The following is a 25063-nucleotide window of genomic DNA, read 5'->3' on the forward strand; positions in this document are numbered from 1 at the left end:
TATTTGAGAGGATTTTTGTTATATAAAAGAGAGATTATTTCAATCCTTTTAAAGAATGTTCAATAGTTGCAATTTTAGACAAAGCATCGGCTTCTTTTTTGCGCTCGTTTGCAATTACCTGTTCCGGTGCGCCGCTTACGAATTTTTCGTTTGATAATTTTCCTTGTACCGAACGTAAAAATCCTTGTAAATACTTTAATTCTTCTTCTAACTTTTTAACTTCTTCTTCGATATTTACCGAACCTGAAATTGGAATAAAATATTCGTTTGAGTTTACACGGTACGATAACGCACCTGAAACCTGCTCGTTCACGTATTCTAAACTCGCAACATTTCCTAATTTTTCAATAACGGCATCAAAAGTTTTAGAAGCGTTTTCGTTATTCAACACTTTTAAATCGATTGTTTCTTTAAACGAAATATTTTTGTCTTTACGAATGGTTCTGATCCCAGCAATTACTTCGCTTGCAAAATCAAAATCGGTAATCAATTGCTGATCGAACGATTTAATTTCCGGCCAAGTTGATACAATTAACGCATCTTCTGTTGAACGCTCCGCGATATGTTGCCAAATTTCTTCGGTTAAAAACGGCATGTACGGATGCAGTAATTTTAAGTTCGCTTCCAACATTTCTGTCGCCGCTTTAAACGTTACAGCATCAATTGGTTGTTGATATCCCGGTTTTATCATTTCCAAGAACCACGAACAGAAATCGTCCCAAACCAATTTATAGATTGCCATTAAGGCATCAGAAATTCGGTATTTTTCAAAATGATCTTCAATTTCAGCCAAGGTTTTCTGTAATTTGGCTTCGTACCAAGCTACCGCAACTTTTGATGCTTCGGGCTGTGGAATCGTTTCTGATACTTCCCAACCTTGAATCAATCTAAAGGCATTCCAGATTTTGTTTGTAAACGCTCTTCCTTGATTGCACAATTCTTCATCGAACAAAATATCGTTTCCTGCAGATGATGACAACAACAATCCGCAACGAACACCATCGGCTCCAAATTTCTCGATCAGATCTAACGGATCAGGAGAATTCCCTAACGATTTAGACATTTTACGGCGTTGATTATCACGTACAATTCCTGTTAAATATACGTTTGTAAAAGGTTTTTCGCCTGTAAACTCGTATCCTGCAATAATCATTCGGGCAATCCAGAAAAATAAAATATCCGGACCGGTAACCAAATCATTTGTTGGATAATAATATTTGAATTCTTCATTATCAGGATTCACAATTCCATCAAAAACCGACATTGGCCATAACCAAGACGAAAACCATGTATCCAGAGCATCGGCATCTTGTATCAAGTCTTTAGCTGTAAGTTGTAAGTTATTGGTTTTCTGCTGAGCCAATTCAACAGCTTTTTCAATGGTTTCGGCAACCACAAAATCTTCTTTCCCGCTACCATAATAATATGCAGGAATTTGATGCCCCCACCATAACTGACGCGAAATATTCCAATCGCGGATATTTTCCATCCAATGACGGTACGTATTGTTGAAACGGCTTGGATACAGTTTAACTTCTTCGGTTTCTAAAACGGCTTTGATTGCAGGTTTAATCAAATCGTCCATTTTAAGAAACCATTGATCTGATAATCTTGGTTCGATTACCGCTTTTGTTCGTTCAGAAGTTCCAACATTGTTCAAGTGATTCTCTACTTTTTCTAAAGCACCGATTGTTTCTAATTCTTTAGAAATTTCTTCGCGAACCACAAAACGATCTTTACCTTTATAATGTAAGCCTAAATCGTTCATAGTAGCATCATCGTTAAAAATATCGATGATTTCTAAATTATGACGCTCGCCCAACTCTTTATCATTCACATCGTGCGCAGGTGTAACTTTTAAACAACCTGTACCAAATTCCATATCAACATACTCGTCGAAAATAATAGGAATTACTCGGTTTGCAATAGGCACAATAGCATTTTTTCCACGTAAATGTGTGTAACGTTCATCGTTCGGGTTGATACAGATTGCAGAATCGCCCAAAATAGTTTCGGGACGCGTGGTAGCAATGGTAATAAAATCGTTTGTATCTTCGATCTGATATTTTAAATGATACAGTTTCCCTTGGCGTTCTTCGTAAATTACTTCTTCGTCTGACAAGGTAGTTTTTGCTTCCGGATCCCAGTTAACCATGCGGTAACCACGATAAATCATTCCTTTATTATATAAATCAACAAACGATTTTATAACTGCAGCAGACAATTCATCGTCCATTGTAAACTTTGTACGTTCCCAATCGCATGAAGCGCCTAGTTTTTTTAACTGCTCTAAAATAGTTCCACCATATTTATCGGTCCATTCCCAAGCGTGTTTTAAAAATTCTTCACGCGATAAATCGTTTTTATTAATTCCTTCTGCCTTTAATTTGGCAACAACTTTAGCTTCGGTAGCAATAGACGCGTGATCTGTTCCCGGAACCCAGCAAGCATTGAAACCTTTTAAACGTGCACGACGAATCAAGACATCCTGAATGGTGTTGTTCAGCATGTGCCCCATGTGTAAAACCCCCGTGACGTTTGGTGGTGGAATTACAATAGTATAAGGAGTTCTATGATCTGGTGTTGAACGAAAATAGTTGTTTTTCATCCAATAGTCGTACCACTTGGCTTCAACTTGTTTTGCATCAAACTGTGCAGGAATTGTCATATATTTTACTGTTTAAATCGTGTGATAAAAAAACAAAAATACAATAATCTTTAAAATTTAGTTCACTAATTTTAAAATTGTTAAGTTTGGCACAGGTTTTGAAAATTTCATAACGAAATGCAAAAAAAATGAATATTGTTTGGATTTCATTTGAAACTAATTAAATTTACATAATTAAAATTAATTGAAACAATGAAAAAATTTTTAGGAATAGTAGCGATGACATTAGTTGGAGCTGCTTCATACGCACAAACTGGTCCAAAAATTGAGTTTAAAGCTGAAAACAACACGATCGATTACGGTACTGTTGTTAAAGGTGTTGATAGTGGTGTAAGAACTTTTGAGTTCACAAATACAGGAGATGAGCCTTTAGTAATTACTGCGGCGCGTTCTTCTTGTGGTTGTACAGTACCTGCTCCGCCAAAAGAGCCAATTATGCCAGGAAAATCTGACAAAATTGAAGTAAGATACAACATGAACCCAGGTCCTATTTCTAAGACTATTACGGTTGAATCAAATGCAACAAACGTACCTGGTGGAAGCGTAGCTTTATACATTAAAGGTAAAGTGGTAGAAAGTTAAAAAATTACTATTGATAAAAAGGTTGTTCTAAACGAACAACCTTTTTTGTTTTATACAATACTCACATTTGTGCTAAATATACTTTTTTAAACAATTATTTTATTAGTTCTGCAATAGTGCTACTACCGAATTATCAAATTACTAATTCTTACATCATTATCGGTTAACACACCAAAAAATAAAAGTGTATTTATTATATTTGTAAGCAAATTTTAATTCCGATTTTAATAAATCTTATCATAATGTCAAAATCTAAGATTATCTACACATTAACAGATGAAGCGCCAATGTTGGCAACTTATTCATTTTTACCTATTGTTAAAGCTTTTACTGCACCAGCCGGTATCGAAATGGAAACACGCGATATTTCGTTGGCAGGAAGAATTTTAGCAAACTTTCCTGAATTCTTAAAAGAAAATCAAAAAATTGGTGATGCTTTGGCAGAATTAGGTGAATTAGCAAAAACACCTGAAGCTAACATCATTAAATTGCCAAATATTTCAGCTTCAATTCCGCAGTTAACCGCTGCTATTTCAGAATTGCAGGCACATGGTTTTGCAGTACCAAATTATCCTGCAGATCCAACAAACGACGACGAAAAAGCAATAAAAGCTGCTTATGCAAAAGTATTGGGATCAGCGGTAAACCCTGTTTTACGTGAAGGAAATTCTGACCGTCGTGCTCCAAAAGCTGTTAAGAATTATGCTAAAGCAAACCCGCATTCCATGGGAGCTTGGTCTGCAGATTCTAAAACAAAAGTAGCTCACATGAAAAGTGGAGATTTCTACGGAACAGAAAAATCTGTTACTGTTGAAAATGCTTCTCAATTTAAAATAGAATTTGTTGGAACAAACGGTTCTGTAAAAGAGTTAAAAGGTTTATCGCCATTAAAAGCAGGCGAAGTTATCGATTCATCTGTATTAAGCATTACTGCGTTGAAAGGCTTTGTTGCGGATGTAATTGCAGAGGCTAAAGCGGCAGGTGTATTATTGTCTGCGCACTTAAAAGCGACAATGATGAAAGTTTCGGATCCTATTATTTTCGGAGCTATTGTTGAAGTATATTTTAAAGACGTTTTTACAAAATTTGCAGATTTATTCAACGAATTAAACATCAATCCAAACAACGGATTAGGCGAATTATACAGTAAAATTGCAGGAAACGCTCAAGAAGCTGACGTTAAAGCGGCGATTGATGCTGCAATTGCAAACGGACCGGCTTTGGCAATGGTAAATTCTGACAAAGGAATTACCAATTTACATGTACCATCTGATGTTATTGTCGATGCTTCTATGCCGGCAATGATTCGTACTTCGGGTCAAATGTGGAATAAAGAAGGTAAACAGCAAGATACATTTGCATTGATTCCAGATAGATCTTACGCAGGAATTTACACGGTGGTTATCGATGATTGTAAAGCAAACGGCGCATTAGATCCTAAAACAATGGGATCTGTTCCTAACGTTGGATTAATGGCTCAAAAAGCAGAAGAATACGGTTCGCACGATAAAACATTCCAAGCAGATGCAGAAGGAACTATTCGTATTGTTGATGCTGAAGGAAATGTATTTATGGAGCAGCAAGTTGCCATAGGCGATATTTTCCGTATGTGCCAAACTAAAGACGCACCTATTCAAGACTGGGTTAAGTTGGCGGTAAACCGTGCACGTTTATCTGCAACTCCGGCAGTTTTCTGGTTAGATGAAAACCGTGCGCACGACAGAGAAATCATTAAAAAAGTAAACAAATATTTACCAGATTTTGATACTACAGGATTAGATATTCGCATTTTGGCTCCGGTTGATGCTTGTAAATTTTCTTTAGACAGAATTCGTAAAGGCGAAGACACTATTTCTGTTTCAGGAAACGTTTTACGTGATTACTTAACCGATTTGTTCCCTATTTTAGAAGTAGGAACATCGGCTAAAATGTTGTCAATTGTTCCTTTAATGAACGGTGGCGGATTGTTTGAAACCGGTGCAGGTGGATCGGCTCCAAAACATATCGAGCAATTTATTGAAGAAGGTTATTTACGTTGGGATTCGTTAGGTGAATTTTTAGCGTTGGGAGCTTCTTTAGAGCATTTATCGCAAACACAAAACAACCCGAAAGCATTAGTTTTAGCAGATGCTTTAGATGTTGCTACAGAAAAATTCTTGGCTACAGATAAATCTCCGGGAAGAAAATTAGGAACAATCGATAACCGTGGTTCTCATTTTTACTTGGCAATGTATTGGGCAGAAGCTTTGGCAGCGCAAACAAAAGATGCAGATTTAGCAGCTTTATTCGCTCCAATTTCACAAGAAATGACAGCTAACGAAGCTAAAATTAACGAAGAATTGATAGGATCACAAGGTAAAGCCCAAGAAATTAAAGGTTATTACCAACCAGATTTTGATTTAACATCAAAAGCTATGCGTCCGTCTGCAACGTTAAATGCAATTGTTTCTAAATTAGGATAATTCATAATTTACATACACAAAAACCGTCGAATTCACGACGGTTTTTTTATGATGTCAAATCAGTTATATCACCATGAAAACCTTACATATAGCATCGGTTGCCATTATCAATCCTAACAAAGAACTGCTTTTGGTTTGTAAGAAAAATTCAGAATTTTATCAGTTAACCGGTGGTAAAATTCAAGAGGATGAAAATGATATCGAAACCATAATTCGTGAAGCTAAAGAAGAAATTGGTTTAGAAATTCAACCTCAGCAGTTAACTTTTTTAGGATCGCACCAAACAAAAGCCGTAAACGAACACAATACAATGGTACATGGTTACGTTTATTGGTTACATCTGCCCTACTTTTTTGAACCGGTGATAGCAAATGAAATTGATAAATTTGTGTGGATGAACAAAAATAATTATCAAGAATACAACTGGGCTCATTTAGCTAAAGAATTAGTTCAACCCAAATGGCTATCTTTATAGTGCCATACATTTTAAAAACTTTATGAAAAAGACACTCGTAGTATTATCATTGCTGGTTTCTAGTTTTTCTTTTGCTCAAAAACCGCAAAAATTGTCAGGCAAAATAACGCAAGCTAAAAACAATACGCCTTTGGCATTAACAAGCGTAACCATTACTTTAGATGATCAAGAACAAGTTTTACAGACCGATGATTCTGGAAATTATTCATTAATGGCAGCAAGCGGAACTTATCAACTTTCGGTTTATGTGGAAGGATTTGAATACGTTTCGCAAAAAATCGATCTTACAAAAGATGTGGTTCAGAATATTTCTTTGCAGCCCGACGATAATTCTTTAGATGAAATCGTTATCACAACATCGAACAAAATCAATATTCGCAAACCCGAAATGAGCGTTAATAAGCTTACCGCTGCCGAAATTAAAAAAGCTCCGGTGGTTTTGGGTGAAACCGATATTTTAAAAACTATTTTGTTATTGCCGGGAGTTGTAAATTCGGGCGAAGGAACATTGGGCTTTAACGTTCGCGGTGGCGGATCCGATCAAAATTTATTGTTGTTAGATCAAACTTCGGTTTACGGGTCTTCGCATTTATACGGATTTTTCTCGGTTTTTAATAACGATGCCGTTAGCAATATCAAACTGTACAAAGGCGGAATTCCTGCTCGATACGGCGGTCGTGGTTCATCAGTTTTAGAAATCAATCAGAAAGAAGGCGATTACAAAGATCATAAAGCGACTGGAGGAATAGGACTTTTATCGAGCAGATTAATGGTTGAAGGTCCTGTTATTAAAGATAAATTATCGTATTTGTTTGCAGGTCGTGCATCGTATGCGCATTTGTTTTTAAAGCTTACAGATATTAAAAGTTCGGCTTATTTTTACGATTTAAATACCAAGTGGAGTTATTTAATGAACGATAAAAATCAGTTGTACTTTACCGGATATTTTGGAAGAGATATTTTTAAATTCAATGATAGTTTTGATAATAAATTCGGAAACACCGTTGCCAATTTAACTTGGAACAGCAAATATTCATCAAAAATAAACAGCGAAGCTTCGGTAAGATATTCTGATTATTATTATGGATTGACATTAAACTTTGTTGGTTTCAGTTGGGATTCTGGCATTAAAAACTATGATTTCAATTATAAAATCAATCATCAGATCAACGATGAATTTTCTTTAAAATACGGAATCAGCAGTTTGTACTATAATTTCAATCCGGGCACGATGGAGCCTAGCAAACCTGATTCGCAGGTAAATCCGTTTCAAATTCCGCATAAATATGCTTGGGAAAATGCCATTTTTATAGAAGCCGAACAAGAAATTAATTCGTTTTTATCGGTAAATTACGGCTTACGATACAGTATGTTTAACCGTTTGGGCGAAGAAAACATCAATTTGTATGAGAACAATAATCCGGTGGTTTACAATCAGCAAACCGATACGTATGAAAAAGCAGTCCCGATCGGCACAAAATATTACGGTAAAAACAAAAGCATAAGCCAATTTGATAATTTTGAACCGCGTGTGGCTGTTTCAGTGAAATTAACCGACGATCAATCGGTGAAAATGAGCTACAACCGCATGGCACAGTATGTTCATTTAATTTCAAACACCACATCGGCAACTCCGTTAGATATTTGGGAACCAAGCGGACCGTATGTAAAACCGCAAATTGTGGATCAGTATGCCGTTGGATATTTTCAAAACTTAAGTGACAATAAATATTCGTTAGAAATTGAATCGTACTTTAAATTAGGTAAAAATCGTTTGGATTATATTGATGGTGCCGATTTAATAGGAAACCGTGCCATTGAGCAAGTTCTTTTAAATGGAAAAACCGAGGCTTACGGTTTGGAATTTTTATTCAGAAAAAACGAAGGAAAATTAACAGGTTGGGTTGCCTACACCATTGCAAAAAGTATGCAGCAAACGCCTGGTAGAACGCCGCAAGAAACCGGTATTAACAACGGCGAATGGTATAGAACCCCGCACGATCGTTTACACGATTTATCAATTGTTGCTACGTATGATTTCAGTAAAAAATGGAATTTCAACGCAAGTTTTACTCTGCAATCAGGAAGACCAGTAACCTATCCCGACGGAAAATACGAATTTTTAGGCGTGCAGGTACCAAACTACAACAAACGAAACAATTACAGCATGCCGGCTTTTCACCATTTAGATATTTCGGCAACCTACACGCCAACTAAAAACGAGAACCGCAAATGGCAAAGCGAATGGGTTTTTGGAATTTACAACGTGTATAATCGTAAAAACGCAGCGTCGATTAGTTTTAGATCAGTTGAAGATTCTAATACTATGACCGAAACCACCAAACTGTCTATTTTTGGAATTGTGCCAAGTGTTACCTATAATTTTAAATTTTAACATGAAAAAGTTACTTTACATATTCGCTACTGTTTGCAGTTTGCTTTTTGTGAGCTGCGAAGAAGATATTACGCTTGATTTTGATAAAAACATACCGCGTTTGGTTATTGAAGGAAATCTTTTTGCAGACGAAAGCTATTACAACAAAATACATCTTTCTACCACAACCGATTTTTATTCGGGAGTTTTTCCAACGGTCAATAATGCCGAAGTTTCTATTAAAGATACGGACAGCAATACGGTTTATCAGTTTGCAAGTATTGGAAACGGTGATTTCACCAATGAGCTTTTTCAACCCGAAATTGGCGGAAATTACGAGTTAACCGTTGTGTACAATAACGAAACCTATACAGCAAATTCTACCCTATTAGCATCGCCAGAAATTTTGAATGTAGATCAAAAAGACGACGGCGGTTTTGGTGGAGATTCGTATGAAATCGCATTTAATTTTCAGGATAATGCCAACGAAGAAAACTATTATCTGGTACAAATGATTTCGCCTGTTGATAATTATTTTGGTGTAACCGACGATCAATTCACAAACGGAAACATCATGAACGATTTATATTTTTTTGATAAAGAAGATTTAAAACCGGGCGATGCGTTGAATCATTCCCTAACCTCAATCAGCAAGCAATATTATCAGTATTTGTCAAAATTATTGTCTATTGCAAACGAAAGCGGTAATCCGTTTTCAAGTCCAATGGGAACCATAAAAGGAAACATCGTAAACCAAACAAATCAATCAAATTTTGCATTGGGATATTTTCATATCGCTAAACGAAATCACTATACGTACACCGTTAAGTAATTGATTTTATGCAATTTTGAACTTTGAAATAAATTTACAACCTTTGTTATAAATTATTCGATTATGGATACAGCCGATAACATCAGAAATAATATTATAGATAAATTACTTACAATATCTAATAAAGAATATCTAAATGCGCTTTATAAATTAATCAGTAAAAGTTCTGTTGAAAACGATGCCATACAACTTTCAGAAGATCAGTTATTAATGTTGAACATGAGTGAAGACGATATAAAGAATAACCGCATTGTTTCTCAAGAAGAATTAGATAAAATGGATTTAGAATGGCTAAAAGGTCTGTAATTTGGACTGAAACTGCAATTAAGCAACGTCGTGAAATCTTAAAATATTGGATCATTCGAAATCAATCGACTCTTTATGCCGAAAAACTCATACAGCTTATTAAGAAACGTATTGAACTGATCTTAAAAAATCCGTATGCAGGAAAACTTACAAACCATTTAGACACCCGAGAAGCAGCTATGGGAAATTTTAGCATTTACTATAAAATAACCGATTCTAAAATTTTCATTACTGCATTTTGGGATAATCGTCAAAACCCGGCTGATCTTGCAAAACTTCTATAAATAATCAAAAGAAATCACTATACATACACCGTAAAATAACTCATTAATATCTAAAAAAAATCAGCATTATAAATATTTTTTACGTTATTTGTGTAAACTACATTTTTTTATGCAAATTTCTGTAAAAGATACCGATTCTGGTGTTTTATATAAATTATTGACAGGTTTGGTAATTCCGCGCCCAATTGGCTGGATTTCTACTGTTGATGAAAACGGAATTAACAATCTTGCTCCTTTCTCGTTCTTTAATGTTGTGGGCGAAGATCCGCCACATGTGATGTTTTCAACCGTTCGTACAGGCGATAAAAATAAAGATACCTTAAACAATGTTTTGGCAAACAAACAGTTCGCCGTGAATTTGGTTACCGAAGAGGTGGTGGTAGAAATGAACACTACGTCTAACGCGGTAGAAAATGCTGTTGATGAATTTCAGCTGGCAAACCTTACGCCTATCTCTTGCGAATTGATTAAACCTAAACGAGTTGCCGAAGCAAAAGCCCATTTTGAATGCGAAATGGTGCATCATTATTTTCTGGAAGATCATAAAAATGGCGGTGCATGTGTAGTTATTGGTAAAGTACTCATGATACACATTTCCGACGACATTCTTCTGGAAAATTACCGAATAAATTTAGACAAATACCAACCTGTTGCCCGTTTAGCCGGATCTAATTACAGCAAACTGGGCGAAACTTTCTCAATAAAACGAAATCTATGAAAATAACGGTTATAGGCGGTGGTCCGGGCGGACTCTATTTTTCAATCTTAACCAAAAAAGCAATGCCCTATTGGGAAATTAACGTGTACGAACGCAACAAACCAGAAGACAGTTTTGGTTTTGGTGTAGTATTTTCCGATGAAACTTTGGGCGAATTTTTAAAACGCGACATGCAGTCTTACGAACTAATTCGCAGCAAATTTGCCTATTGGGACGATATTATTGTGGCTCGTGACGGACAAGAAGTAAGCATTGCCGGTAACGGATTTTGCGGTTGTTCGCGTAAAACCTTGCTTAAATTACTGCATCAGCGTTGCGAAGAAGAAGGTGTAAAATTACATTTTGAACAAAACATTGATGATCTTTCGCAGTTTAACGATTCAGATATTATTGTTGCTGCAGATGGAATTGGAAGCGGAATCCGTACCCAGTTTCAAAACGAATTTGGTACGAATATCCAGTTAAAATCAAACCGATTTGTATGGATGGGATCTACCAAACCGTTAGATGCTTTTACCTATTTTTTTAGAACAACACCTTACGGAATCATAGTTGCACACACCTATCAATATGAAGAAGGAATGAGCACGTGGATTTTTGAATGTACCGATGAAACTTGGAAAAACCTGCAGTTTGAAGTGGAAAATGAAACGGATACCGTAGCTAAACTTTCCGAAATATTTAAAGACGAATTGGACGGACATCCATTGATTACTAACAAATCGCATTGGCGACAGTTTCCGCACGTAACCAACAAAAACTGGTATCATAACAACATTGTTTTATTGGGCGATGCCAAAGCAACTGCACATTTTTCAATAGGTTCGGGTACAAAACTGGCAATGGATTGCGCTATTGGTTTGTTCGATGCGTTGATGGCAAATCCGGATAACGTTCAAAATACGTTTCAGCAATACGAGAAAACTAGAAAAAATCCGGTTGAAATGATTCAATACGCTGCATCGGTTTCGTTGGAATGGTTTGAAAATATGAATCGATACGAAAAATATCCCTTCTATCAGTTTTCATTCGGATGTATGACTCGATCTAAAAAAGTTACCTATGAAAATCTTAAATTAAGAGATCAATCATACACCGACAAAGTATTACAAGAATTCAACCAACAACATAATAACAACACAAACGCAGCCGCTTTTTCTACCTATAAATTGCGTGGTTTAGAACTTTCTAACAGAATTGTGATGAGTTCTATGGGGCAGTATTCAGCAAACAACGGTTTAGTAAATAACTGGCATTTTCAGCATTATACTTCACGTGCAATTGGCGGTTTAGGTTTGATAATGACCGAAATGACAGCGGTTGATGCCAACGGAAGAATTACGTTGGGTTGTGCAGGAATTTATAATGAAGAACAAGTTGTTGAGTGGAAAAAGATTACTGATTTTGTTCATGAACATACGGCAACAAAAATCGGAATTCAATTAGGACATTCAGGTAGAAAAGGTGCTGTTAAAAAACCTTGGGAAGGTACAAACGAACCAATCGATAATGCTTGGGAATTACTTTCGGCATCTGCAATTGCGTTTAATGATAAAATGGCCGCTCCAAAAGAAATGACTGCAAATGATATGCAAAATGTAATCAATCAGTTTGCTAATGCTGCTAAAAATGCAGAAAAAGCAGGCTTTGATATGATTGAATTACAAGCACATCACGGCTTTTTATTGGCATCATTCTTATCTCCTTTAACCAATAATAGAACAGATGATTTTGGCGGATCTGTAGAAAACCGTTTGCGTTTTCCGTTACAGGTTTTTAATGCCATTCGAGAAAATTTCCCATCAGAAAAACCAATATCTGTCCGCATTTCGGCTACTGATTGGGCTGAAAATGGCATTTCGCAAGAAGATGTTCTTTTTATAACTTCGGAATTTAAAAAAGCAGGTGCCGATATCATTAATGTATCAACAGGAAATACAGTTGAAAATCAAAACCCTAAAACTGGCAGAATGTGGCAGGTTCCGTTCTCTGATATGGTTAGAAATTCTGCTGATATTCCAACGATTACCACGGGAACTATTACAGATATCGATCAAATCAACACGATTATTTTAAGTGGAAAAGCCGACCTAGTTGCTCTTGGAAAACCGTTGTTGTTAGATCCTTATTTTGTTAGAAAAGCCCAAGCTTACGAACAAATTACTATTGCAGATATTCCGAATCAATATCAAAAAGGAATAGAAAATTTGTACAGTTCAACAATTTCTGAAAGAAAACAAACCGAACGTATGAAGAAGGCTTTAAAACCAAAAAGTAATAAAAAATAAACCTTTTACAACTCTGACAGAGTTTGAAACTCTGTCAGAGTTAAGACATTATAAAAATATGAAAGACAATTTCGCGCAAAACAGCTTACCGAGTTTGGACTTACATCCTAAATATGCTTTCTTGGATTTATCACAATTCCAAAGACCTGAAAATTTGAATTGTGTGGAGCGTCTTTTAGACGATCACATTACCAACGCAAAAGGTTCAAACGTATGTTTAAAAACATTTGGCGAAACATGGACGTATAACGATTTGTTTGAAAAAGCAAATCAGATTGCGCATGTTTTGGTTGATGATTTAGGTTTGCAGCCCGGCAATCGTGTTTTGTTACGCTCGTGTAACAACCCTATGATGGTTGCGTGCTGGTTTGCCGTTCTAAAAGTCGGTGGAATTGTAGTTGCAACCATGCCTTTACTTCGATCAAAAGAATTAAAAACGTTGATTGATTGTGCAGAAATTTCGCATGTAATTTGTGATAGTTCGTTGGCAGATGAAATGAATCTGGTAAAATCAGACTTTTTAAAATCGGTTTCTTTTTACAGAAATGGTTCTATTGATGAATTAATGCAATCGAAACCAAAAACGTTTCAAAATTATAACACTAAAGCAGATGATGTTGCGATAATAGGTTTTACTTCGGGCACAACCGGAAATCCTAAAATGACGGCGCATTATCATAAAGATATTCTGAATATTTGTGAAGCGTTCCCAAATTATTCGTTACAACCTACCGAAAATGATATTTTTACAGGCAGTCCGCCAATTGGATTTACTTTTGGTTTGGGCGGTTTGGTTTTGTTTCCGATGTATTTTGGAGCGAGTTCTTTTTTGATAGAAAAACCAAGTCCGGATGTACTTTTAGAAGTCATTCAGAACGAAAAAATTACCATTTGTTTTACGGCTCCCACAGCTTGGCGTATTCTTACGGAGAAATCTAAAGATTATGATTTGTCGAGTTTACGAAGATGTATTTCGGCAGGTGAAACACTTCCATTAAAAATTTGGGAAGATTGGTACAATGCAACCGGTTTAAAAATTATCGATGGAATTGGCGCTACCGAAATGCTTCATATTTTTATCTCATCGAACCAAGAAAATATGAAACCGGGATCAACCGGAATTGCCATTACTGGTTACGAAGCGAAAATCATCGACAAAAACGGAAACGATGTTCCACATAATACTCCAGGCAGATTGGCTGTTCGTGGAATTACCGGCTGTAAATATTTAAACCGACCTGAAAAGCAACAGGAATATGTTGAAAACGGTTGGAATATCACAGGCGATATTTTTAAGCAGGATCAAGATGGTTATTTTTGGTTTGTGGCGCGTGGCGACGATATGATTATTTCATCGGGCTACAATATCGCTGCAATTGAAGTTGAAAGTGTGCTACTTACTCATGACGAAATTTTAGAATGTGCAGTTGTTGGCTTGCCAGACGAAGAACGCGGCATGTTGGTTTGTGCTAATATCGTTTTAAAAAATCAGGCAAATGCATCAACAGAATTGGCTAAAAACATTCAAAACTGGTTTAAAGAAAATGCAGCTCCGTATAAATATCCGCGGGTTATTAATTTTCTTGACCAGTTGCCCAAAACCGAAACAGGTAAAATTCAGCGTTTTAAGTTGAAGTAATATAAGATTTTAGATTTAAGTATTAAGACACATATAATGAGTTATTTTATAAAAGAAGAACAAATACGTTTTAGACATACCGATTTTGCAGGAATTGTTTTTTATCCACGTTTTTTAGAAATGCTGAACGATTTGGTTGAAGATTGGTTTGACGAAGCATTAGACCGACCTTTTTCTAAAATCCATGAAACCAACGGAATTCCTACGGTTGATTTAAAGGTTCAGTTTAAAAATGCGGCCCGAATTGGCGAAATTCTAACCAAAAAATTATGGGTTAAAGAATTAAAAAGTTCATCGGTAATTTGCGGTTTTCAATTTATCAATCAGCAAGAAAAAACAGTTTTAGAAGGCGAAGTTACCTTGGTAAATGTTGCCATTGCCGAAGATAGAAAAACAATTAAAGCCGAAGCTTTTAATGACGAAGTGAAAGCGAAAATTGAGAAATATCAATTGTAAACTATGAAAAGAATTTCTGTTTTTATTACATTACTTTTATTCATAAGTACATCAAGACTTTTCGCTTGTGACTGTGGTCAATCGGATTTAAGACATTTTGACGAGAGGAGTTATAAATATAGTGATTTTGTAATTATTGGAGATGTTGTAAAAACAGGTGAAAATTATAAAATTAAAGTTATTGAAGTTCTTAAAGGAGAAAAAAAGGATAAAATAATTAGAGGTACAGTTACTGACGAGAATGGTTACACAAATTGTTGTTTCACAATTCCGAGAGAAAAAGGAAGATATATTTTTTATCTTAATGAAATTAAAAAGAAAAAATATTTTTACTCTTATTCAACTTGTTCAGCTTCTCGTCTAATAAACATGTCTGTATATCCAATTTCCCTCAAAACGGAAAAGAACAAATCTGAATTAATATCTGAAACAAATAATTGGATTGAAATCTTAAGAGAAAATCGTAGAAAAATTTAAAATCATTAATTGAACATGAGTCAATCTCTTCAAATAGCTAATCGGTTTCGTGAAGTAATCCTCAACGGAACCTGGATCGCCAATACCAATTTTAAAGATCAGTTGGCTGGATTAAATTGGAAAATTGCTACCAAGAAAATAGATTCGTTAAACACCATTGCCGTTTTAGCGCAACATATACATTATTATGTTTCAGGAGTACTGAATGTTTTTAATGGAGGAACGTTAGATATAAAAGATCAATTTAGTTTTGATTTTCCTCCGGTTGAATCTCAAGAACAATGGAATTTGTTTTTAAATCGATTTTGGAATGATGCTGAAGAATTTGCTCGAAAAGTTGAAGCAATGAACGATGATAAATTAAATTCGGTTTTTGTTGATGAAAAATATGGAACTTATCATAGAAACATCGAAGCAATGATCGAACACAGTTATTATCATTTAGGTCAAATTGTGCTTATAAAGAAAATGTTATTACAAGATAAATAAGTTTCCAGATGTCTTAATACTTAATACTCCAATCTTAATACAATATTATTATGGAATTTAAAAAATTTAAAGCAGCAACGGTTCAAACCGCACCTGTTTTTTTAAATGTAGAAAAAACAATTGATAAAGCCATTTCATTCATAAAAGAAGCACATGAAAACGGAGCTAAATTAATCGCATTTCCTGAAGTTTTCATTGCCGGATATCCTTATTGGAACTGGATTATGACACCCGTTCAAGGCAGCAAATGGTACGAAGAATTGTATAAAAACTCGGTTGCTGTTAACGATACAGCTATGCTGAAACTGTACAAAGCAGCAAAAGATTTCGATATGAATATTGTCATTGGAATTAACGAACGTGGCGATAGTTATGGAGAAATTTACAACACCAATTTAATTATTGACAATAACGGAAATGTAATAGGAAAGCACCGAAAATTAGTGCCAACATGGGCAGAAAAACTAACTTGGACAAGTGGCGATGGATCTTCGTTAAAAGTATATGATACCGAAGTTGGTCCGGTTGGAACTTTAGCTTGTGGCGAAAACACCAACACATTGGCTCGATTTACGTTACTTTCTCAAGGCGAATTGATCCACATTGCCAATTATATTTCGTTACCGGTTGCCCCACCCGATTACAATATGGCAGAAGCGATTAAAATTCGTGCTGCCGCGCATTCGTTTGAAGGAAAATTGTTTACCATTGTTTCATGTTCAACCATTTCACAGGAAATTAAAGATGCTTTGCGAAACGATGTTCCTAATATAGATGAATTATTAGATCGAAAAAACAGTGCTTTTTCTGGGTTTATCGGTCCAAACGGAGCCGTAATTGGTGAGCCTTTAATTGATGAAGAAGGAATTGTGTATGCTGATATTGATTTATCAAAATGTATCCAACCAAAACAAATGCACGATATTTTAGGGCATTACAACCGCTTTGATATTTTTGATTTACGAGTAAACGTTGCTCCTACCCGAAAAATTACGTTTGTAGATCATTCGAAAGAATAAAATGTAATTTAATTAATTTAACTCCGACAGAGTTTTGAACTCTGTCGGAGTTAGAGTGAATAATAAAAATAAACTAAAAGTTTTGAACTCTGTCGGAGTTGGAGAAAAAACAGCATGAAATCATACAAACCAATACCACTTGCAAAAGGACGTTATTACCACATTTACAATCGTGGTAACAATGGTATTGATGTATTTTTTGATAATGAAAGTTATTATCATTTCTTACGACTGTATGACAAATATATTTCGCCTATTGCTGATACTTTTGCTTGGTGCTTGCTTAAAAACCATTTTCATGTGTTGGTGTATATAAAAACTGATAGTGAAATTGATTTTGAAAAATTAGAATACTCAACCATTGAAAAACCAAAAGATTTTAACCCTTCAAACCAATTTGGCTATTTGTTCAATGCTTACACGCAAGCTGTAAACAAAAAATTCAACCGAACTGGCAGTTTGTTTGAAAGACCGTTTGAGCGAAAGTTGATAGAATCAGAGAAATATTTTCAAAATTTGATTTTTTATATTCATAACAACCCTGTCTTTCATGGTTTTACTGCGAACATAAACAATTATCCTTGGAGTTCTTATGGCACAATACTATCCGATAGACCAACAAAACTAAAAAGACAAGAAGTAATAGAATATTACGGTGATCTTGAAAATTTTATCCAATATCATGATCAAGAACAAAATTTAAGTGAAATAAACAGTTTGATAATCGAATAATTAACACTCTAACTCCGACAGAGTTTTGAACTCTGTCGGAGTTAGGAGTTGGAAAATAAAATAAAAAACCATGAACGAAAACCATTCAGACGATCAATTAGGAAGAGCTCGAGTTCAGGATTCACCCGAATTGCAAGCTTATTACAAAGAATTAGAAACATTAGGTGCCGGCGCTTTATGGACGGTTGCCAACGATATTGAACCTTGGGAGCCAAAAAGTAAATCAATCCCAATGCTTTGGAAATACGAAGATTTAAGACATTTGGTTTTAAAATCTTCTGAATTAGTTACACCCGAGCAAGCCGGTCGCCGTGTGGTTTATTTGGTAAACGATAACCGCAAAGATGTTTCGGCAGCCGTAGGTTGGTTGTACACCGGCATTCAGGTTACACGCCCGGGCGAAAGCACATCCGCTCATCGCCACAAGGCATCAGCATTGCGTTTTATTATGGAAGGCGAAAAAGGCTACACGGTTGTCGATGGTAATAAAATTATGTTAGAAGTTAACGATTTTGTCATCACACCAAACTCAACATGGCATGAACATGGCGTAGAAGAAGGTGGAAAAACCTGCATTTGGCAAGACGGTTTAGACATTCCGTTGGTAAATGCCTTGGAAGCGAACGATTATGCGGTTTACGATGGCAAGCAAGAATTAACCGCTCCGTTAAATCAGTCGCCAATGACGTATAGTGGTACAGGGTTGATTCCTCCTGATAAAGAATGGAACAAACCATATTCTCCGTTGTTTAAATATTCTTGGAGAACCGTTTACCCTGCCCTTTTAGAAGCCGAAAAAGTGAATGATGTAAATAGTTTTGATGGAATTATTATGCAGTACAGCAATCCGCTAACAGGTGGTCATGTAATGCAAACCATGGGAGCTTCTATTCAATTACTGCCAAAAGGTTTTAAGGGAAAGGCACACAAACATACTGGATCTTTCGTGTATCAATGCGCAAAAGGTAAAGGATATTCTATCATTAACGGAAAACGTTTTGATTGGAAAGAGCGCGATATTTTCTGTGTTCCAAGTTGGGCTTGGCACGAACATCACAACCTTTCGGAAACCGAAGACGCTTGCTTATTTTCATTTAACGATTTACCTGTTATTGAAGGTTTAGGCTTGTATCAGGAAAAAGTTTATGAGGATGATGGTGGGAATCAAATTGAAAATAACTTATGAGTTTATTTGGGAAATCTTTTGAAAGAGAACTTGGAAAGAATACGGGAAAATGGGTTAGTAATGTCATTTTCGGAGACGGACACGCAACACCTTATCGAAGAGCTGAAAGCAGACGACAACAAAAATTAAATCAACAAAGAATACAAGAGGATAATTTTCATCAACAAAGATTAACCCAAATTAGACTTGAAGATAAATTAAGACAAAAGGAACAATTACTTGTAATTGATACTGCCGTACTTCAAAATGTTGATTCTCTTTCTTCTATTAAAATTCCCAATAATGTAGAACAAGTTGTTGATTTATTATCAGAATTAACTATTCAAATCAAAACCAACAAATGGCAATATAATACCGAAGAAGGAAAAATTAGAAATAAGTATAATGAAGCATTGTTAGAAAAATACAATCAGACTTTTATACGTTTAAAATCAATTGACTCAAATCACTCGCAATTAGAATATTTTGAAAAAAACATCAAGGACTTTAAAAAGAAAAGATTTTTTAAAAAGAACATAGCTTTACTAATAATTGCTTCCTTAATATTTGCTGTATTTTGTATTTTCCTAATTGCCGAAGGATTTTTCACTATTATTTTTGGACCAATAGCACTTATTGTAATAGCTATATTTGGTTATAAATATTACGAACGTAATCAACAAAAAGACACAGCTAAAACAACAAATGTTAGATACATTCAAGAAGAAATAAAAGTTCAAGAAACAAATAATATAGAGGATACAATAATCATAGAAGACAATGTTGTTGAAGAATCTGTGTTTTTCGACTTAAACGAGAATGAACGAATAGAAAAAAGACTATCTGAAATTTGGAATAAATACAACGGAAAAATAAATACTCAAATCATCAATAGAAAACCTATTTTTTCAGCAGACGGAGTAAATGATAGTATTCTATTCGTTGGTATCAATCCATCTTACAATCCATCAGATGACAATACTTTTATAAAAAGTAATGATGAAAATTCTTTGATGTACGGAAGTTTTTATCAACTTCCTAACGCACCAGAATATTTTAAAGCATTAGAGTTTTTTGCAAACAAAATAAGTAAAGGTTACACACATATAAATTTGCTTTATGCTCGTGAAGACAATAGAGATTTATTATTAAATTCAGACCATAATTTCATTCGTGAACAACTTGAACTAACATACGAAACCATATTAAAAATTAAGCCTGTTGCTATTTTCTTTTTTAGTGATTATTGCAAAGATTTAATTTTTGGTGCAGACCGTTGGGTAAATCCTAATAGTGAATCAAATGAAAGTTACATTTTGAATGGTACAAATTTCCCTGTATTCTTCACAAATGATATAACTTCAATGACAGTTGTTGAACAATCTGAGCTAATCGAACAAATAAAAGACTTGATAATTAAATGACCTTACAAGAATATGTAAAAAAACGAAACGGTGTGTCAATGAGCAGTTCAAATTCGCTTAGAAACAATTTGTATCGTTCATTAGGCGCTAAAAATTTTGCACTATTCTGGAACTATTGGAATCCTATTTTTGGATATTACTTAGGAATAAAAATTTACAAACCATTAAAAAAGGTAGTTCCTGCATCAATTTCCTTAGTAGCAACCTTTGTATTTTGCGGAATGATTCATGATCTTGTTACAACAATAGTGCGTGGAAAATTATCAATATTTTTTTCTATTTGGTTTTTAATTATGGCATTATTTGTTTTAATAAGTAAATTTGTAAGGCAAGATTTTTCAACTAAGAAGTGGATATTCCGTGCAACATCAAACATATTAATACTTTGTTTTTCATTTTTTACTACAGATTACATTTATCAATTATTAAAAATTAAATTTCCTATCTTAGAAGAATAAATAATTCTTGCTTCAAAAAATCTACCCATGATGAAACTATCGCCGAAAGCAAAAAATATAATCGATCAACTTACCGAAAACACCAAATTGGGCGATTTGCGTACTATTGCAAAAGATATTAAGAAAGATCATGAATTGGCAATGGAATTATGGTCAACCGGATCGTATTTTGCACGACAATTGGCAATTTTGATAATGGATAAAAAGTTGCTTTCGCAAGAAGTAATCAATCAGTTAGATCAAGACATAAACAAACACCTAGAAGACGAAAAACTGCAGCTTATTGATTGGTTAATGGCGAATCAATTGGCTAAAGACAAGAAAACCGTAGCATTGATGGAATCATGGAAAAACAACAAATCAAGTCTGCAAAGACGTATATTTTGGTATCATCAGGCTCGTTTACGATGGGTTGGTCAAACACCGCCGCCAAATACAGAAGAACTCCTTTCGGTTATTGAAAAAGAAATCGAAAACGAAGTTCCCGAAGTGCAATGGGCTATGAATTTTACCGCAGCGCAAATCGGCGTTTATCAACAGGAATACAGAAAAAGATGCATTGCTCTTGGCGAACGCACCGGGCTTTTTAAAGACGAAATGGTCGCAAAAAATTGTACGCCAAATTATTTACCCGATTTTATAAACATACAGGTTGCAAAACTTAAAAAATAATATATAAACAATAAAATGAAACTACTTACATACAAAACACAAGACAGCGAACCGCGATTAGGATTTATGCACAACAATATGGTTGTGGACATGGAAGATTTTGGTGGAATTTCGAATTTTCCGTTACCAAACGATATGTTGGAACTAATTGATATGGGATTTGAAGTGATTGCTGAAATCAATGACTTAATTGAAGACACACGCGAAGTTGATTTCGAAAACATTTCTTATTCGTTGAAAGATGTTGAAATTTTAGCTCCTATTGAAAAACCTCGTAAAAACATCATTGGTATTGGTTTAAATTATACCGAACACGTTGCCGAAAGCGCTCGCACGTTGGATACTACAGGAAAATTGCCTCAAAAACCAATTATTTTCTCAAAACCTCCTACAACAGTTACCGGACCAAATACCAACATTTTATTAAATAGCAAATTAACGCAGCAGTTAGATTGGGAAGTGGAATTAGCCGTTGTAATTGGTAAAAAAGGTAAATATGTTGCCAAAGAAAATGCCATGGATTATGTATTTGGATACACGATCATCAATGATATTTCGGCGCGTGATTGCCGCAGAGAAGGACAATGGATTGTATCAAAAGGACAGGATACGTTTGCACCAATGGGACCGTTCTTGGTTACGAAAGACGAAATTGAAAATCCACATAACTTAAATCTTTCTTTAAAGTTAAACGGAATCGAAAAACAGAACTCTAACACGCAATTCTTGTTGTTTAATATTAATGATTTAATCGAAGATTTAAGTACGGTTTTTACCATAGAACCTGGAGATATCATTGCAACAGGAACTCCAGCTGGTGTTGGTGCTGGTAGAAATCCGCAGGAATGGATGAAAGACGGCGATGTTGTGGAATGTTATGTGGAAAATATTGGAACAATTGTAAATACTGTTAAAGAAATTTAATTACAACAACAAAGCGTTAGGGATTGAAGTGAAAATCCTTTAAAATGTTTCTTAAAAACATTTTAAAGATTGAAACGAAAAGCCCGACCCGTCCCAGCGGGGAACGCCCAAAATATAGAAAATAAAAATGAAAAAATACAGAATCGGACAAATAGTTCCATCGAGCAACGTAACCATGGAAACCGAAATTCCGGCAATATTCAAGGCGCGCGAAACTATTTTACCTGAACGCTTCACTTTTCATTCAAGCAGAATGCGAATGAAAAAAGTGACAAAAGAAGAGTTGGAAGCGATGGATGCGATGAGTTTAAAATGTGCGTTGGAATTGTCTGACGCGCATGTTGATGTGATGGGTTATGCGTGTTTGGTGGCGATTATGAGTATGGGTCGCGGATATCATTGCGTGTCTGAAGTGAATCTGCATCAGGAAACGATTGCAAACGGATTTCCTACACCAATTGTAACATCTGCCGGCGCGTTGATTAACGGTTTGAATGTTTTGGGTGCAAAAACGGTTTCGATCATTACGCCGTATATGCGTCCGTTAACTGATATGGTTGTTGATTATATTGAACATCAAGGTTTTAAAGTAAAAGAAAGTATTGCTTTGGAAATCGCTGATAATTTAGAAGTTGCCGCTCAGAACCCGTTGAATTTACTGGATATTTACAAACAGTTGGATTTAACCGGAGTTGATGTTCTGGTAGCATCTGCCTGCGTACAAATGCCGTCGCTGGAAGCAATTGATAAAATTGAACAGGAAATTGGTATTCCGGTAACATCGGCTGCAGTTTGTACGACTTACGAAATGATGAAAAAATTAGGAATTGAAGCTAAATCTACGATTGGCGGAAGTTTGTTAAAAGGGAATTATTAAGATTGATCCTGCAAGGTCTTAACGGACCTTGTAGGTTTTAAAATTTTCTGATACCTACAAGGTTTTTAAAACCTTGCAGGATATTAATTCAACAATTGTTTTGCGTGTTGCAAAGCTGCATCTGTAATGGTATTGCCCGAAAGCATTTGTGCAATTTCATGAATACGTTCTTCGGTATTCAATAATTTTATGGTTGAAGTTGTTACCTTATCATCATCAAACTTGGTTACTTTAAAGTGCTGTTTTCCTTTTGATGCTACTTGTGGCAAATGCGTTATGGAAAAAATTTGCATGTAATTGCCCATTTCCTGCATAATAGTTCCCATTTTATCGGCGACATCGCCTGAAACTCCGGTATCAATTTCATCAAAAATAATCGTTGGTAATTTACTTTTTTGTGCTAAAATAGACTTTACGGCAAGCATAATTCTGGAAAGTTCTCCGCCCGATGCTGTTTTCTTCAACAAACCAAACTGCATTCCTTTATTTCCGGAAAACAACCAACTTACTTCGTCTTTTCCGTTGCTCAAAAAGGTTTCGGTGTAAGTTAACTGAATATCAAACTGTGCGTTTGGCATTCCTAAAGGCTTTATCAGATTTTCAATTTCTGAACTCAACGCTTTTAAAACCGATGTTCTTTTAACATGTAAATCTTGTGCCAAAGCATTTAAATCTGCTTCGGTCTTTTGCAGTAATTTTTCAACCGCAATTATTTCTTCTTCAATAGATTCAACTCCGGCAACTTTTTGCGATAATTCGTTTTGAATTTCCAATAATTCGTCAATCGATGAAACATTGTGTTTTTTTTGCAACTGATAAATTGATTGTAACTTTTGATTGATCAGTTCTAATTGCTGTGGATCGGCAACCAGTTGTTGTAATTCAGTTTGTAATTCATCGGCTATATCTTCCAATTCAATAAAACTGCTTTCTAGACGCTGGTACAGATTTTCGTATTTTGTGCTGATTTGTGCCAACTTTTGAATTTGCGATTTAACCTCGTACAACTGTTTGGTTATCCCGAACTCTTCGTTTGATAAAACAGCATATCCTTGCTCTAAAAATCCGCCGACTTTTTCAACATTCGCCAATACTTCAAACTGACCTTCCAATTCTTCCTGTTCGCCGCTTTTTAAATTAGCCTGCGTTAATTCATCTAACAAAAAAGCATTATAATCTTGTTCTTTGGATGCCTGCGATTGTTGCTCTTTTAAAAGATTCAACTGCTGCTGATACTTTTTAAAACTTTGTAATTGTTGCTGGTACTCTTTTAGCAAATTACTATTATCGGCATAAACATCAATTAAATTCAACTGATATTTTTCGCTGAAAAGATCTTGTGTTTGATGCTGTGTATGAATATCAATCAGAAAATTTCCTAACTGCTGAAGGTTTTGTAATGTAGTAGGCACATCGTTTACAAACGCACGCGATTTGCCTGACGGAAGAATTTCTCGCCTTACAATGGTATCATTTTCATAATCTAAATCCAACTCTGAAAACAATGAATGCAACTGATACGATGTGATATTAAAATGTGCTTCGATCACACATTTTTCCTCGGGATTTCGCAACGTGTTCAAATCGGCACGTTTGCCCAAAACCAAGCCAAGCGCATCTAACAAAATAGATTTTCCCGCGCCGGTTTCTCCCGTAATTATGGTTAAATTATTTGTAAAATCAATAGCGGTATGCGCAATTAAGGCATAATTTGTAATTGATAAGTGTGTTAACATTGTAGT

At 35.3% G+C, this 25063-nt stretch carries 23 protein-coding genes; 21 read left to right on the forward strand and 2 right to left on the reverse strand.

What is annotated here, in order from left to right; translation table 11 throughout:
* Positions 1–34: 34 nt before the first annotated feature.
* Positions 35–2668 (reverse strand): valine--tRNA ligase, encoded by a 2634-nt coding sequence (locus BM253_RS12835; RefSeq protein WP_091525035.1) that lies wholly within the window; start codon positions 2666–2668, stop codon positions 35–37.
* A gap of 192 nt (positions 2669–2860) precedes the next feature.
* On the opposite strand from BM253_RS12835, the gene BM253_RS12840 reads away from it, so the two are divergent.
* The 21 genes from BM253_RS12840 (at position 2861) to BM253_RS12940 (ending at position 23321) form a co-directional block, all read left to right on the forward strand.
* Positions 2861–3250, forward strand: a complete 390-nt coding sequence (locus tag BM253_RS12840; protein WP_091525037.1) for a DUF1573 domain-containing protein — start codon at positions 2861–2863, stop codon at positions 3248–3250.
* Positions 3251–3489: 239 nt separating this feature from the next.
* The gene (locus BM253_RS12845; RefSeq protein WP_091525040.1) at positions 3490–5712 is read left to right on the forward strand and encodes an NADP-dependent isocitrate dehydrogenase; all 2223 of its coding nucleotides are present in this window, start codon (positions 3490–3492) and stop codon (positions 5710–5712) included.
* 73 nt (positions 5713–5785) lie between these two features.
* Entirely contained in the window at positions 5786–6187 is a 402-nt protein-coding gene (locus BM253_RS12850; protein WP_091525042.1) for an NUDIX hydrolase, read from the forward strand.
* A 22-nt stretch (positions 6188–6209) separates the two neighbouring features.
* The gene (locus BM253_RS12855; RefSeq protein ID WP_091525045.1) at positions 6210–8582 is read left to right on the forward strand and encodes a TonB-dependent receptor; all 2373 of its coding nucleotides are present in this window, start codon (positions 6210–6212) and stop codon (positions 8580–8582) included.
* Position 8583: 1 nt separating this feature from the next.
* Positions 8584–9393 carry a DUF4249 domain-containing protein gene (locus tag BM253_RS12860; RefSeq protein WP_143095660.1) on the forward strand — a complete coding sequence of 270 codons (810 nt, stop codon included), beginning with the start codon at positions 8584–8586 and terminating at the stop codon, positions 9391–9393.
* Positions 9394–9456: 63 nt separating this feature from the next.
* Positions 9457–9699 carry a hypothetical protein gene (locus BM253_RS12865; RefSeq protein ID WP_091525050.1) on the forward strand — a complete coding sequence of 81 codons (243 nt, stop codon included), beginning with the start codon at positions 9457–9459 and terminating at the stop codon, positions 9697–9699.
* Entirely contained in the window at positions 9681–9983 is a 303-nt protein-coding gene (locus BM253_RS12870) for a type II toxin-antitoxin system RelE/ParE family toxin (protein WP_091525052.1), read from the forward strand. Before BM253_RS12865 ends, BM253_RS12870 begins: the two co-directional genes overlap by 19 nt.
* 109 nt (positions 9984–10092) lie before the next feature.
* A complete protein-coding gene (locus BM253_RS12875) occupies positions 10093–10701 on the forward strand; it encodes a flavin reductase family protein (RefSeq protein WP_091525054.1) in 609 nt (202 codons plus the stop codon).
* Positions 10698–12989 (forward strand): oxidoreductase, encoded by a 2292-nt coding sequence (locus BM253_RS12880; RefSeq protein WP_091525057.1) that lies wholly within the window; start codon positions 10698–10700, stop codon positions 12987–12989. Before BM253_RS12875 ends, BM253_RS12880 begins: the two co-directional genes overlap by 4 nt.
* Positions 12990–13047: 58 nt before the next feature.
* Positions 13048–14628, forward strand: coding sequence for an AMP-binding protein (locus BM253_RS12885; RefSeq protein ID WP_091525060.1), 1581 nt, complete (start codon positions 13048–13050; stop codon positions 14626–14628).
* Positions 14629–14664: 36 nt separating this feature from the next.
* Positions 14665–15084: an acyl-CoA thioesterase gene (locus BM253_RS12890; protein WP_091525064.1), complete on the forward strand. Its 420-nt coding sequence runs from the start codon at positions 14665–14667 to the stop codon at positions 15082–15084.
* 3 nt (positions 15085–15087) lie between these two features.
* On the forward strand, positions 15088–15561 hold the full coding sequence (locus tag BM253_RS12895) for a hypothetical protein (RefSeq protein ID WP_091525067.1): 474 nt from the start codon (positions 15088–15090) through the stop codon (positions 15559–15561).
* 15 nt (positions 15562–15576) lie between these two features.
* A complete protein-coding gene (locus tag BM253_RS12900; RefSeq protein WP_091525071.1) occupies positions 15577–16050 on the forward strand; it encodes a DUF1572 family protein in 474 nt (157 codons plus the stop codon).
* 50 nt (positions 16051–16100) lie between these two features.
* Positions 16101–17069: a carbon-nitrogen hydrolase family protein gene (locus tag BM253_RS12905; protein ID WP_091525073.1), complete on the forward strand. Its 969-nt coding sequence runs from the start codon at positions 16101–16103 to the stop codon at positions 17067–17069.
* Positions 17070–17183: 114 nt separating this feature from the next.
* Positions 17184–17801 (forward strand): hypothetical protein, encoded by a 618-nt coding sequence (locus tag BM253_RS12910; RefSeq protein ID WP_091525076.1) that lies wholly within the window; start codon positions 17184–17186, stop codon positions 17799–17801.
* Between the two features lie 70 nt (positions 17802–17871).
* Positions 17872–18987, forward strand: coding sequence for a cupin domain-containing protein (locus tag BM253_RS12915; protein WP_091525079.1), 1116 nt, complete (start codon positions 17872–17874; stop codon positions 18985–18987).
* A complete protein-coding gene (locus BM253_RS12920; protein ID WP_091525083.1) occupies positions 18984–20390 on the forward strand; it encodes a hypothetical protein in 1407 nt (468 codons plus the stop codon). Before BM253_RS12915 ends, BM253_RS12920 begins: the two co-directional genes overlap by 4 nt.
* Entirely contained in the window at positions 20387–20848 is a 462-nt protein-coding gene (locus BM253_RS12925; RefSeq protein WP_143095661.1) for an acyltransferase, read from the forward strand. The genes BM253_RS12920 and BM253_RS12925 overlap by 4 nt, the downstream gene beginning before the upstream one ends.
* A gap of 27 nt (positions 20849–20875) precedes the next feature.
* Entirely contained in the window at positions 20876–21520 is a 645-nt protein-coding gene (locus BM253_RS12930; RefSeq protein ID WP_218154379.1) for a DNA alkylation repair protein, read from the forward strand.
* 15 nt (positions 21521–21535) lie between these two features.
* Positions 21536–22444 (forward strand): fumarylacetoacetate hydrolase family protein, encoded by a 909-nt coding sequence (locus BM253_RS12935; RefSeq protein ID WP_091525090.1) that lies wholly within the window; start codon positions 21536–21538, stop codon positions 22442–22444.
* A 127-nt stretch (positions 22445–22571) separates the two neighbouring features.
* Positions 22572–23321, forward strand: coding sequence for a maleate cis-trans isomerase family protein (locus tag BM253_RS12940; protein WP_317040963.1), 750 nt, complete (start codon positions 22572–22574; stop codon positions 23319–23321).
* A gap of 83 nt (positions 23322–23404) precedes the next feature.
* On the opposite strand, the gene recN is transcribed toward BM253_RS12940, so the two are convergent.
* Positions 23405–25057, reverse strand: coding sequence for a DNA repair protein RecN (gene recN, locus BM253_RS12945; RefSeq protein WP_091525097.1), 1653 nt, complete (start codon positions 25055–25057; stop codon positions 23405–23407).
* Between the last annotated feature and the right edge of the window lie 6 nt (positions 25058–25063).

The organism is Paenimyroides ummariense (genome assembly GCF_900115115.1).
GTDB classification, from domain to species: domain Bacteria; phylum Bacteroidota; class Bacteroidia; order Flavobacteriales; family Flavobacteriaceae; genus Flavobacterium; species Flavobacterium ummariense.